The organism is Mucilaginibacter mali, assembly GCF_013283875.1.
GTDB classification, from domain to species: Bacteria; Bacteroidota; Bacteroidia; order Sphingobacteriales; family Sphingobacteriaceae; genus Mucilaginibacter; species Mucilaginibacter mali.
Genome location: NZ_CP054139.1, coordinates 4427915 through 4439823, shown reverse-complemented (window position 1 = coordinate 4439823; position 11909 = coordinate 4427915). Strand labels below are relative to the sequence as shown.

The window sequence follows — 11909 nt, the reverse complement described above, 5'->3', positions numbered from 1 at the left end:
ATAGGATTTTTGAGAAAGTCCGGAAGTCGGTAAGACGGAAAGTCCGAAAGATATAAAGTAAGGTTGCGCGGTTGCGCTCGTCACAGCCGAGAGTAAAGGGATTGTTAATTAAAACTCTTGAAGAACTCTTGATCAATCTCAAACACAGTCACCGGTTTAAGACCCAAGCGATATTTTTCGAATAGGTCGACTAATCTATCCCCATCAATTAGCTCAATGGGGGTAACCCCATCTCTGTTGGCCTCATTTCTCGCTTCTTTAGTAAATCTACCGGTAGTTGTGATTAGCCCTTTTTCACCTCGTCCTTGCATTGCTCCCCTAAAATCACGAACATGATGTGGCGAAACCGTTTCTTTATAACGTTTGCATTGGAAAACGATATTTAAACTTACGACATCATTTAGTTTGACGATACCTTTCCCATCTATTCCCTGATCACCCGAGCCACCAGTTATCGTGATTTCGTTTATGCCAATCTCCGTTAACAATCGTTTACAGAGTTTTTCAAAGCCTGAGGAAGATAGGTTTTGAATTATTGCGATTAAGCTTGAAGAGTGCTCTTCATCTTCGGTTGAAATATTCTCGAACTTTGGTTCCTCTTTTTGTGGCTTTGCCGGGGACGCTTTTTTTACGCTATCTTGAACACCTTTAAAAAGTTTATAAACATCGTCATTGTTAAGTTTCTTATCCAACCCTTTGTTTGTAAGTCGCCATAATCCTCGTTGAGCGTTGTCTATCAGACCAGCTTTGAATAAATAAAATCTAGCCCATTGAATTTGGTTTCTTACCCGTGATTGTCCGTTGGATGTGGTTTCCTCCATCTCTGCTTCAGTAATCTGGAGTTTATCTATTACTTGCTCAATAACATCTGATGAATCACCTGCGCCACCATTTGATTGAAGTATAGTTAATACCGGGTTGATATATTTTAAAAATTCAGGTCCTTTCATATAAATTCTATTAGGCGACTAATTTAGTTCATTAAACTATCTCATTTGCATATCTGCAAATTCCCGCATTTGCACATTCATTAAAGTGTCCCCTCATCCGCAAAGCTATAATACCCATCATCGGTAATGATCAAATGATCCACCACATTAATATCCAGTATCTGGCCGGCCTGGTGCAGTTTGCGGGTAAGGCTGATGTCTTCCTGGCTGGGCTTGCGGTTGTTTGATGGATGGTTATGCGCCAGTATCACGCTGGATGCCTGGTGCTGCAGGGCGATATGGAAAATGATCTTCGGGTCGGCAATAGTGCCTGAGAGGCCGCCCTTGCTGATGAGTTCCTTAGCGATTACCTTGTTGGAGCGACTAAGTAGCAGCATCCAGAATTCCTCGTGCGACAAATCGACCAAATGGCGACGTAGCACGTGGTAAGCACTTTTACTGCCGGTAATGGTATCGGGTGTTTTGGTCTCGGTCTCGCCCCGGCGGCGGCCCAGTTCAAGCGCGGCGATGATGGAGATGGCCTTAGCCTCGCCAATGCCTTTAAATTTAGATAGTTCGGCAATACCGGCCTTGCCCAGTTTATTCAGGTCGTTATCGTAATGGTGAAGTATACGCTTGCTTAGTTCAACCGCCGTTTCGTTACGGCTGCCCGAGCCGATCAGTATGGCTATCAGTTCGGCATCGCTCAAAGCGCGGCGGCCCTGGGCGTTCAGCTTTTCGCGCGGGCGGTCTTCCTCGGCCCAGGCTTTAATACTGATCTTGTTCTCGTATGCTTCCATAGGGTTAAAGTATTAATTTTCGCGGGAAACAAAAAGCGGGAGTGAAGATTTAACCACAGAGGTCACAGAGAAAGAAACACAGAGAACACAGAGGTAGTATTGAAGATATCGCATAAGAACTCTGTGTCCTCTGTGAAACCTCCGTGTTCTCTGTGGTTGAAAAATCGCCAACAAAAAAGGGATAGCGCAAACGCACCATCCCTTTTAATATGATTGCAGTAAACTAAACCTTATTTAAGGTTATTTACAAATTTAGTCAGTTTTGATTTGTTATTCGAAGCTTTGTTCTTGTGAATAACGTTCTTTTTAGCTAAACGGTCAAGCATCGAGATCACTTTCGATAAAAGAGGCGCAGCAGTTGCTTTGTCAGTAGTACCCCTTAATTTTTTGATCGCGTTCCTGGTGGTTTTAGCCTGGTACCTGTTGCGTAAGCGCTTCGCAGCGTTTGCTCTGATCCTTTTTAATGATGATTTATGATTTGCCATTGTTAGCTAATATTCTTTCTTAATTTTTCGGACTGCAAATATAAGGCGATTTATTTAAATAACAAATTCAAAATTAAAAAAAATGTAAAGCAATAATCTGTGTTATAGCAGCCTATGCTTTAATTATTGGCAAGCACTTTTACACTGAGCGCGTTTGTGCCGTCGGCGCCGCTAACCCCACTGGTGTAAACAATATAAGTTTTACCTGCCTGCAACGTGGTAGAAGCGCTTGAGGCCAGCACCGTGCCGTTACCGGCATTGGTAGTAGCAAAAACAACTGTACCCGCGTTCACTTCCATATAATCACTAACGGCTTTAAAGCCCTGGGCGGTAAATATGGCAGCGCCGTTTGCCAGTAAACTTGCCGATGCCAGGCCCGATGCACCCTGTACAAAACGTACCTTTGCCTTGCCGGATGACGGAGCGGTGGTATCATCGTGCGATGTAAGCACACTATAATTACCGGATGTACCCGCCAGGAAAAACGTGTAATTACCCGAGGCATCAATACCGGTATTAGTTGTTGCTAAAGTAGTTCCGCTTGCCGATTGTACGGCAACATCAACCTGCCCTGTATAAGTTAAGTTATAGCCTGATGCATTACCAAAACTAACAGCGCTTGTGGTGCGCAATACATCGCTCATATATAATTTGGCCGGGCCGGCATCGGTACTGGTGTTTACCAGCCTGACATTTGCTGAAACTGTTGCACCGAAATCGTAATCGTCATGTTTTTTGCACGATGTTGTAAGCATAGCGCCGGCTATACCCAACAATAAAAATTTAGACGTTTTGCTTGTGAGTGAATTGAAGAATTGTTTCATAGAAGATATTTAAGTTAAACAATAGTTTGCTATGGTTTTGCAAATGAATTTTTACCTTAACGATATTTTTTAACCTTTAGTTTGTGTCATTGGGCTTTTTTCTGCAAGAGCCATGGCCTGTAGTTGAGCCTTTAACTTTATAAATGACTAAAAAACAACTACTTTCGGTTATTATAAATGAATAGATTTTTTATCACTTTTATTTGCATAGCGCTGCTGCTGGTCTGCTCATCCTGGGGCTTTTTCGCGCATCACCGTATTAACAGGCTGGCTGTTTTTACGTTACCAAAAGGCATGACGGGCTTTTATCAAAGTAATATCGATTACCTGACCGAGCACGCAGTAGATCCCGATAAACGCCGGTATGTAGATTCGCTGGAGGCGCCCCGCCATTTCCTTGATGCCGATCATTACGGCAAGCAGCCATTTACCCGCCTGCCGCAAAACTGGTACGATGCGGTGAAGAAGTACTCGGTTGATACCCTTGATAAATATGGCACGGTCCCATGGGTTATTCAATATCATTATTACTGGCTGGTAAAAGCATTTAAAGCGCACGATACATCGGCCATCCTGAAGACATCGGCTAACATCGGCCACTATATTGCCGACGCGCATGTGCCTCTGCATCTCACTGTTAACTACGATGGGCAACTGACCAATCAAACCGGCCTGCATGCCCTTTGGGAAAGCCGCCTGCCCGAATTATTCAGCGATAAATATAACCTGTATGCGGGCCCGGCTAAGTATATCGATAACCCGCTGACCGAAGCTTTTAAAATTTGCCGCGAATCATTCCGCTGTACCGATTCTGTGCTTATACTGGAGCGAAAACTAAACGCGGCCTTCCCGCCCGATAAAAAATATGAAATGACCATGCGCGGCAAGCGTAAGGTTAAAGATTATTCGGAAGCGTATAGTGCTGCCTATCACAAAATGCTGAACGGTATGGTGCGCCGCCGTATACAGGCCGCGATATTATCGACAGGTAGTTTTTGGTATTCGGCCTGGGTGGATGCCGGTCAGCCTGATCTGAATAAATTGATAGATAAACCGCTCACCACCGAACAAAAACAGCAGTTGATGCAGGAAATGGCTTTATATAAAAGCGGGAAATTATTAGTTTTGACTAACCATTAACGCTAATTATGATCAGGAAATACGCCCATTTTGCTGTAATCTTTATTTTGATATTGTCGGCTATCATTACAAAGGGTAATTCGCCCCGCGTGGGCGGTCAACAGGATAGCGAAGACAAGATAAGGGGTATAGTAAGCGCTTTACCCGAAGTGAAAAAATACCTGAAGGATAACAAGGAACTGCACCCCCTGGTATACTTTTTTAAGGGCCCTACTACAGACCTGCCCTATTATTGGGTAAAGGTGGGCATAAGCAGCGGCGATAAATTTTGGCCAAGCCATCACTTTCTTATTCAGCCTAAAACCTATAAGGTGTTTTACCGGGATATGATGGCCAATAGTATGGATCCTAAAAACTCTATTATAACTTTAGAGCAATGGCGTAAATACCGATCCACACCCGGGTACCAGAAAATGCATACTTATAAAAACGGGAAGTTGGTGCTGATGCAATAGGTAATAACCATGGATATAAAGCGTGTTGCCTTTTTGGTTTTTCTGTTTACGTGTCTTTTTGCTATAACTACATACGGTCAGCCGCTGTTATCTAAAGCTCAAAAGGAAAAACTGGAGAGTGTGGTATTGGCCAAGGTAAACGTTATTGGGGAAGTAAAGGATTCTATGCGCAGCCACCATCGTTCGAAGCCAATGCTCATGATAGAGCGTGAGCCGGATAGTACATTTAAATATTATTCTGTAGCAATGGGCGTCAGCAGCTTCGATCAGTTCCGTACAACCGGGCGGTTTTGTGTAGATCCTAAAACATTTAAGGTATACTTTTGGGATGTATTTGCCGATGATATGGGCTTTTCAAATTCGGCCATTATACCGGTACAGCAATGGCGCATCTTAAAAAAAACATCTGGCTGGCAAAAACCACATACCTATCGTCATGGAAAATTAGTAGTTTTAACTAATTAACTATTTGATTATATGGTACGTAAAAAGCCAGGCCCGCACAAAAAGCAACCCATTGAATGGCGCAGCCACGAACCCAACAGGCTGGAAACCTTTAGCGACGCGGTTTTCGCTTTCGCGCTTACGCTCATCATCGTTTCTATCGAGGTGCCCCGTACTTTTAACGAGTTGTTTGAAACCCTAAAGGGCGGGCTCAGCTTTGCGGCCTGCTTTGCTATGCTTTTTCTGATATGGAATAGTCAGAACGTTTTCTTCCGCCGTTATGGTTTAAATGATCCGGTTACGGTTACGCTAAACGGGATCCTGCTTTTTGTGGTGTTGATTTACGTTTATCCCATGAAGTTTTTATCGCAACTACTGTTTACAGGCGGCACCTATACGCATAACGGCGAAAAGATCAAAATGATAGGTACCGACCAAACCTGCACGCTGATGATCATCTACAGTATTGGCTATAGCGTTATTTACCTGTTGTTCTTCCTGATGTATTTAAATGCCCGCAAGCAATCCGAACATTTGGAGTTAACCTCTAAAGAGGCTTTTGAGACCAATACCATCGCTTATATCAACCTGATCAGCGCGCTGATTGGTGTTGTAGTTATATTGATTGCCCTGATGTTGCCACAAGGCTATAATGGCCTGTCAGGCTTTTTCTATTTCCTGATACCGATCAGCTATTCGGTTTGGTTTAGTTACCGGGGTAAAAAGGGGCGGTTGTTATTTGGGGAGTAGAACACAACGTATGCTGCTTTCGTCATAGAAAGCAGCATGACGTAATGAATAGATTTAGAATGACGATTGGGTTTACGCCACCTTCTTCCTGCTTTTAAACGCCGCTATAAATGCCGGTATAACCGATACCAGGATGATAGCGATACCCACCAGCGAGAAATGCTCTTTAAAGAAAGGTACTGTCCCCAACCAGTAACCCGCAAACAGGAATATAATGATCCACGATGCGCCGCCAACAATGTTGTAAATGCTATAGCGTAAAAATGGCATACGGCCCACACCAGCCACAAATGGGGCGATGGTGCGGATGATAGGTACAAACCTGCTGAAGATAACCGCTTTACCGCCATGTTTATCAAAAAAGGCTTTGGTTTGCAGGTAGTAATCCAGTTTTAATACTTTGTTATTTTCTTTAAATACCTTTGGGCCAAGGTAACTGCCCAACATATAGTTAACCGTATTACCCACGAAGGCCGCTACTATTAATATTAACGCCAGCAGGTAAATATTCAAACCTGTGTTACCGGCCGCGATCAATGCACCAGCCGCGAACAGTAAGGAATCGCCGGGCAGGAACGGGGTAACCACAAAGCCGGTTTCGGCAAAAATAATTATGAACAGTATCAGGTAGGTTAGCGTATGATACTGGCTGATGATATCCGCCAAATGCTTATCAATGTGCAGGATAAAATCGATGAGGTGTTTAATGATCTCCAAGGGGAATATATTTTGATGGTAAAGATAGTTTTTCGAGATGAAAGGTAAAAGGCGAAAGGTAAAAGGTTTGGCAGAAAGCCGCAACAATCTTTTACCTTTCGCCTTTTACCTTTAAGCTTAAAATTACCTGTTAATTATCATCGCCGAGCCAAAAGCCGCACTATCCGTACGTCCCACAACTCCCTTTGTATACAGGGTGTACAATCGTCCATCCTGTATGGTAGTTTTGGGCAGGTCGGTTAATACAGTGGTGGTATTGGCCTGGCATACTTTCAAATCGTAGATGCCGGCGGGCAGTTCCTGGTAGGTGGTAACGGCCTTAAATCCCTGATTTTTAAAGGCTAAAGTGCCGTTGGCGTAAATGTCAACATTTACTGTACGGGCCGATGCATTGATAAAACGCAGCTTACCCCGGCCTAAGCCAGGCGCCGAATCGGTATCGGTTACAAAAATGGTGGTGCGGGTGTTATCAGATAACAGGCCCGTAATAAATATCGAATACCTGGTATTAACCCTAAGTGCGGTGTCTTTTGAAAAAATTGTTTCGTTTTTATAGTTCCTGATCTGTAGCGGGGTAGCTAACGAAGCCAGGTAAATATACCCTGATGGGTTAGCATAGGTATAATGTTTGGTGTTTTGCTGTCGCAGGGCGATAAACAGGTCTAAAGGATAGGTATCAGGCCCAACATTTATAATGTTTAGCTGTGTGTTCAACCCGGTTAGCGAAGCCGCGTTTTCTTTGCCGCACGATGAAAGCATAGGGATTACCATAACCACCGCCATCAATATAACCAGTGCCGATAATACCCTGTTGTTGTTTTTTATACCCATATTGCTTATCTGCTTAAAGTTATACTTACGCCAAAGGCATTTTTGCCGCTACCGGTACGCGATCCCCTGGTTAACAGTGTATAGTAGCTGCCGGCCTGCACAATTACCGAGTCGGTGAGTATAGGTGTGGTTGTGCCCGCCAGCATCACTTTTATCTTTTTTTTGCCGGCGCCTACGCCCTGGAAACCGGTATAATCTTTAAATGTTTTGTTTTTAAACGATAGCGTATCGCCTACAAAAATATCATAGCTTGGGGTTCCGGGCGATGCCTGCACAAACCTTACCAGCGCGTTTTTGGCATTGCTGTTGGTTACAAAAACATCGCCTAAAAATATGGTGGAAAAGCTGTTATTGCTTTGTTGCCCGGCTGCAACCAGGGTATAGCTTGAGTCTTTTTTTGCAGGGTTTAACTTAATATCGGCCAGTACGGTGCGGTCGGTATCGCTTTTAAACTGGTATTGTTGCTCGCCGGTTAGCACGTTCAGGTAACCCGATGAATTATACAGGTAAATGGCCGAATTGGTGTTTTGCCGGGTGCCGTTCAAATAGAAATCGATAGCGCGGATGTCGGTTACCGCGTTAATTACATTTAAACGGGATTGGGGGCCAATTACCGGCGCGGCATCACCACTTTTATTGCATCCCCATGCTGCCAGCGCTATCAGGCAAATCATAACCGGGTAACTATACTTTTTTAAACTCATTATCAATTCTTCGGCGCGATGTTAAATATCGTTGGCCATGCAGGTAATAAACGCAAAAATAATTCTATTATTCCTATTTACTAATTACTTTTATTGGCTATACTGATCTTATGGTGTTAAATTTTCGAAAACAGACCTTTGTTATTGCCTTGCTTTGTTGTGCCGGCGCCCCATCATTCGCACAAACGGTATTGCCCCGTGCGGTAAACATCAGCAAAGCCTATCATAACGGCACCCGTGCCGACAATGGCAAACCCGGGCCAAAATATTGGCAAAACACGGCCAGCTATCGTATCAAAGTAAACTTCGACCCTAAAACGCGACTGATAAAAGGCACAGTTGATATCGACTATGTAAACAACAGCCCGGATACGCTTAACCAGCTGATGTTTAAACTGTATCCTAACCTGTATAAAAAGGGCGTACCCCGCGATAGTAACATTGTGCCTGAAGACCTGACCGATGGCGTGGATATCAGTAAACTAAGCATTGGCAGCAAGGATATGGATATGAAAAAGGTACGTATTATGGGTACTAACATGCCTATCCGTTTAGAAGATGTGATACTACCCGGCAACACCGTGCATTGCAGCGTTAATTATAGCTACACGCTTAACAAAACTTCGCATATCCGCACCGGGCAGGTAGATCCGTCGTCGTTTTTTGTGGCTTACTTTTTCCCGCGGATAGCCGTTTATGATGATATTGATGGCTGGAATAAATACCCTTACTTAGGGTCGCAGGAGTTTTATAATGATTTTTGCCACTTCAGCGCCGAGGTAACCCTGCCGGGCGACTATGTGGTTTGGGCAACCGGTACATTGCAAAATCCGGCCGAAGTATTAACTAAAAGAATTGTTGGATTGATAGATGAGGCCGGTAAAACAGACAGCGTAACCAATATCATTACCGAAGCCGACGTTAAGGCAGGCAACGTTACCACCACAGGCAGTACCCACACCTGGAAATTTGAGGCCGATAGTGTTACTGATTTTGTGTTTGCCACCAGCAATCATTATATCTGGAAGGCGGCAAGTTTGGTTGTTGATCCTAAAACAGGCCGGCGCACACGGGTTGACGCGGTATTTAACCCGGCGCATAAAGATTATTACGCGGTGGTTAATTATGCCCGCAAAACGGTGGAGGCCATGAGCTATAAATTTCCGAAATGGCCTTATCCTTATCCGCACGAAACTGTTTTTGACGGCCTCGACCAAATGGAATACCCCATGATGGTGAACGATAACCCGGTTGAAAATGTAGCCGATGCCATCGAACTTACCGACCACGAGATATTCCACACCATGTTCCCCTTTTATATGGGGATTAACGAAACCAAGTACGGCTGGATGGATGAAGGTTGGGCTACCATTGGCGAGTGGCTGATATCGCCCATGATCGATCCGAAAATTGTAGATCCGTATGGCGTTGAGGGAGTGGAAGCTTCGGCAGGAACAGAAGAGGACCAGCCGATCATTACACTGACCACGCAGATCAGCGGTGTATCGGGCTTTACCGATTCGTACCCGAAGCCGGCCATGGGCTACTTGTTTGTGAAAGATATGCTGGGCGATGAACTGTTTACCAAAGCCCTGCATTATTATATTGCCAACTGGCATGGCAAGCACCCGGGGCCTTACGATTTTTTTAATTGTATGAACGCTGGCGCCGGTCGAAATATGAACTGGTTTTGGAAACGCTGGTGGTTTGATAGCGGCGTCCCCGACCTGGCCATCGGCAAAGTAAGTAACGTGGGTAACAAATACGAGGTGCTGATCAAAAGCATCGGCACAAAGCCAGTACCTGTAGATCTGGTGATAGCGTATGCCGATGGCAGCACAAAAACTATCCATAAGGATATATCCTGCTGGGAAAAAGGGAATACATCCATCACCCTTAATTTTGAAGCCGGAAAAACGGTTAAACAATTAAATTTAGGCAGCACTTATACGCCGGATGTTGATAAAACCAATAATGTTTATATTGCAGGTAAATGATGGATAAACCATTGCAGTAAAAATTTGTCTAAACAGTAACTATTATTAACTATGATCAGGTCAAGATTTCTCACCCCACTTTTTTTACTTGTATTTGCCGCTGTAACTTCGGTATCGGCACAGTCTAAGCCCGGCGGCACGCCTTATGTTTTTCCGCAATTTGTGCAGGGCAGTGTCCAGCAAAAAGGAGGTGGAGTTACCGATGGTATGCTTAACTATAATACCGTATCGCAGGAAATGCTTTTTTTGCAGGGCAGCGAAAAAATTGTGCTGGACGCCGGTAATATTGATACCGTGGTTTTGCAGGGCAGGAAATTTATACCGGTTAATAATGTGTTTTATGAAAAACTGACCAACACAAAGGTAGCTTTATACCAGCAACACGCTAACGAAATGAAGAGCCGTGTTAAAAATTCGGACCTGGCGCAACAATCAAACAATACGGTTACATCCAGCCAGGGCTTCCGCAGCGCGGTTAATCAATCTTCAAAATACGAACTAACCATTAGCGATGATTATACATTAGACCCTCACGATATGTTTTGGTTGCAGAAGGGTAAAAGTTTTACTAACGCCTCGGATCTGAAGAAAATACTAAAGGTATTCCCTACCGTAACCGAAGCTGCAGCCAATACCTTTATAAAGGATAAGGGGCTTGATATTAAAAAAGCAGAAGACCTGAAACAACTGATCGTTTTTTGTAATCAGTAATAAGATTTGCTCAAACAAAAAGCGACAGGCTTTCGCCTGCCGCTTTCACGCTTTTATTAATTAGGGGAAAGTTTTTTACTGCATTTTATAAACCAATACTGCAAAAGTACCGGGGATAGCTTTGCGTGTGCCTTTTTCCATATCGGCTACGCTAAGGTATATTTTATGGGTAGCGGCATCCAGCGTTAATGTTTTGGCGCGTACTTGTGTGTTTAAAGTTTGTACAACGCTATAATCATTGGCTGATGCCTGTTTGATAATAGTTGTTGTGCCATCGCCATTTGAGCAGAAGATCAGTTTGGTTTCCGCATCGTAGGCAACCGCGTCTACACCTGTGCCAATAGGTACTGTGGCTACCACTTTTCCGCTGGTGATATCTACTACGCTCATGCCTTTATTTTCGCGGCAAACGCTAAAGGCGCGGTTATTTTTCAAATCGAGCGCGACACCGGTTGGGCCTCCGCATGGGGCCAGGCTGAAGGTTTTAGTTACCTTCATGGTTTTGGTGTCGATAATATTCATGCTGCTTTTATCTTCCAGGTTGTTGTACATTTTGCCTTTGCCATCGGGTACGGCAAACTCTGGCGCGCCGCCCAGATCAACGGTAGCAACCTGCTTCATGGTTTTGGGGTCAACTACCGACGAGTTATTGCTTTCGCCGTTAAAACTGAAAACCTTGTCTGAGTAAGGGTCGTAAATGATAGCGTCGGGGCCTTTCGCGTCCAACGGGATGGTGGCCAGCGTTTTTAACGTATTCAGGTCGAACGCCACCATGGCATTGGCCCTGCCATCGCTGATAAAGCCTTTGCCCCATTTGTTTACAATGGCAATACCATGCACACCTTTCATTCCGTCTATTACACCTATTTGCTTTTCGGTAGCCAGGTCAACCACATTTACCATGGTACCGTGCGATACATACAGACGGTTGTTGGCTTTATCGATGGTTAGGTAATCGTAACCGCCATCACCGGTGAGTGGTATTTTTTTATCTAAAACATAAGTTTGCGCGCGCGAAAGCATCGGGGTAATGCTTATTAAAGCGGCAGCTAATATCCCCTTGACGATGTTTTTCATCAGGTGTTTTTGTTTTAAATATCAAAGGCAATTCTGTAGAAATAC

14 protein-coding genes are annotated in these 11909 nt (G+C 44.2%); 6 read left to right on the top strand and 8 right to left on the bottom strand.

Features of this window, described 5'->3' with window-relative positions; translation table 11 throughout:
• Positions 1–104 precede the first annotated feature (104 nt).
• The 4 genes from HQ865_RS18675 to HQ865_RS18660 all read right to left on the bottom strand — a co-directional run bounded on the left by HQ865_RS18675 (position 105) and on the right by HQ865_RS18660 (position 3038).
• On the bottom strand, positions 105–950 hold the full coding sequence (locus HQ865_RS18675) for a restriction endonuclease (protein ID WP_173416363.1): 846 nt from the start codon (positions 948–950) through the stop codon (positions 105–107).
• 80 nt (positions 951–1030) lie between these two features.
• Entirely contained in the window at positions 1031–1729 is a 699-nt protein-coding gene (gene radC, locus HQ865_RS18670) for a RadC family protein (protein ID WP_173416362.1), read from the bottom strand.
• Between the two features lie 230 nt (positions 1730–1959).
• On the bottom strand, positions 1960–2214 hold the full coding sequence (rpsT, locus tag HQ865_RS18665) for a 30S ribosomal protein S20 (protein ID WP_173416361.1): 255 nt from the start codon (positions 2212–2214) through the stop codon (positions 1960–1962).
• Positions 2215–2333: 119 nt separating this feature from the next.
• Positions 2334–3038: a DUF4397 domain-containing protein gene (locus HQ865_RS18660; protein ID WP_173416360.1), complete on the bottom strand. Its 705-nt coding sequence runs from the start codon at positions 3036–3038 to the stop codon at positions 2334–2336.
• Positions 3039–3215: 177 nt separating this feature from the next.
• On the opposite strand from HQ865_RS18660, the gene HQ865_RS18655 reads away from it, so the two are divergent.
• Genes HQ865_RS18655 through HQ865_RS18640 form a run of 4 tightly spaced genes read left to right on the top strand, consistent with a single transcriptional unit; the run spans position 3216 to position 5827 of the window.
• Positions 3216–4178 carry a zinc dependent phospholipase C family protein gene (locus tag HQ865_RS18655; protein ID WP_173416359.1) on the top strand — a complete coding sequence of 321 codons (963 nt, stop codon included), beginning with the start codon at positions 3216–3218 and terminating at the stop codon, positions 4176–4178.
• Positions 4179–4186: 8 nt separating this feature from the next.
• A complete protein-coding gene (locus tag HQ865_RS18650) occupies positions 4187–4633 on the top strand; it encodes a hypothetical protein (RefSeq protein WP_173416358.1) in 447 nt (148 codons plus the stop codon).
• A gap of 9 nt (positions 4634–4642) precedes the next feature.
• Entirely contained in the window at positions 4643–5098 is a 456-nt protein-coding gene (locus HQ865_RS18645) for a hypothetical protein (protein WP_173416357.1), read from the top strand.
• A gap of 12 nt (positions 5099–5110) precedes the next feature.
• Positions 5111–5827, top strand: a complete 717-nt coding sequence (locus tag HQ865_RS18640; protein WP_173416356.1) for a TMEM175 family protein — start codon at positions 5111–5113, stop codon at positions 5825–5827.
• Positions 5828–5899: 72 nt separating this feature from the next.
• Here the strand turns inward: HQ865_RS18640 and HQ865_RS18635 are convergent, their stop codons facing one another.
• The 3 genes from HQ865_RS18635 to HQ865_RS18625 all read right to left on the bottom strand — a co-directional run bounded on the left by HQ865_RS18635 (position 5900) and on the right by HQ865_RS18625 (position 8079).
• Complete coding sequence (locus HQ865_RS18635; protein WP_173416355.1) at positions 5900–6544, bottom strand: DedA family protein; 645 nt, start codon at positions 6542–6544, stop codon at positions 5900–5902.
• A 123-nt stretch (positions 6545–6667) separates the two neighbouring features.
• Positions 6668–7375, bottom strand: a complete 708-nt coding sequence (locus HQ865_RS18630) for a DUF4397 domain-containing protein (protein ID WP_173416354.1) — start codon at positions 7373–7375, stop codon at positions 6668–6670.
• 5 nt (positions 7376–7380) lie between these two features.
• Positions 7381–8079 (bottom strand): DUF4397 domain-containing protein, encoded by a 699-nt coding sequence (locus HQ865_RS18625; RefSeq protein ID WP_173416353.1) that lies wholly within the window; start codon positions 8077–8079, stop codon positions 7381–7383.
• A gap of 110 nt (positions 8080–8189) precedes the next feature.
• On the opposite strand from HQ865_RS18625, the gene HQ865_RS18620 reads away from it, so the two are divergent.
• Both HQ865_RS18620 and HQ865_RS18615 read left to right on the top strand, forming a co-directional pair.
• A complete protein-coding gene (locus HQ865_RS18620) occupies positions 8190–10076 on the top strand; it encodes a M1 family metallopeptidase (protein ID WP_173416352.1) in 1887 nt (628 codons plus the stop codon).
• A gap of 51 nt (positions 10077–10127) precedes the next feature.
• Positions 10128–10787, top strand: a complete 660-nt coding sequence (locus HQ865_RS18615) for a hypothetical protein (protein ID WP_173416351.1) — start codon at positions 10128–10130, stop codon at positions 10785–10787.
• A 75-nt stretch (positions 10788–10862) separates the two neighbouring features.
• Here the strand turns inward: HQ865_RS18615 and HQ865_RS18610 are convergent, their stop codons facing one another.
• Positions 10863–11864: a YncE family protein gene (locus HQ865_RS18610; protein ID WP_173416350.1), complete on the bottom strand. Its 1002-nt coding sequence runs from the start codon at positions 11862–11864 to the stop codon at positions 10863–10865.
• Between the last annotated feature and the right edge of the window lie 45 nt (positions 11865–11909).

Excerpts from the sequence above, each read along its gene's own strand:
- HQ865_RS18675 (WP_173416363.1), bottom strand. The coding sequence starts at position 950 with ATGAAAGGACCTGAATTTTTAAAATATATCAACCCGGTATTAACTATA.
- radC (WP_173416362.1), bottom strand. The coding sequence starts at position 1,729 with ATGGAAGCATACGAGAACAAGATCAGTATTAAAGCCTGGGCCGAGGAA.
- rpsT (WP_173416361.1), bottom strand. The coding sequence starts at position 2,214 with ATGGCAAATCATAAATCATCATTAAAAAGGATCAGAGCAAACGCTGCG.
- HQ865_RS18660 (WP_173416360.1), bottom strand. The coding sequence starts at position 3,038 with ATGAAACAATTCTTCAATTCACTCACAAGCAAAACGTCTAAATTTTTA.
- HQ865_RS18655 (WP_173416359.1), top strand. The coding sequence starts at position 3,216 with ATGAATAGATTTTTTATCACTTTTATTTGCATAGCGCTGCTGCTGGTC.
- HQ865_RS18650 (WP_173416358.1), top strand. The coding sequence starts at position 4,187 with ATGATCAGGAAATACGCCCATTTTGCTGTAATCTTTATTTTGATATTG.
- HQ865_RS18645 (WP_173416357.1), top strand. The coding sequence starts at position 4,643 with ATGGATATAAAGCGTGTTGCCTTTTTGGTTTTTCTGTTTACGTGTCTT.
- HQ865_RS18640 (WP_173416356.1), top strand. The coding sequence starts at position 5,111 with ATGGTACGTAAAAAGCCAGGCCCGCACAAAAAGCAACCCATTGAATGG.
- HQ865_RS18630 (WP_173416354.1), bottom strand. The coding sequence starts at position 7,375 with ATGGGTATAAAAAACAACAACAGGGTATTATCGGCACTGGTTATATTG.
- HQ865_RS18625 (WP_173416353.1), bottom strand. The coding sequence starts at position 8,079 with ATGAGTTTAAAAAAGTATAGTTACCCGGTTATGATTTGCCTGATAGCG.
- HQ865_RS18620 (WP_173416352.1), top strand. The coding sequence starts at position 8,190 with ATGGTGTTAAATTTTCGAAAACAGACCTTTGTTATTGCCTTGCTTTGT.
- HQ865_RS18615 (WP_173416351.1), top strand. The coding sequence starts at position 10,128 with ATGATCAGGTCAAGATTTCTCACCCCACTTTTTTTACTTGTATTTGCC.
- HQ865_RS18610 (WP_173416350.1), bottom strand. The coding sequence starts at position 11,864 with ATGAAAAACATCGTCAAGGGGATATTAGCTGCCGCTTTAATAAGCATT.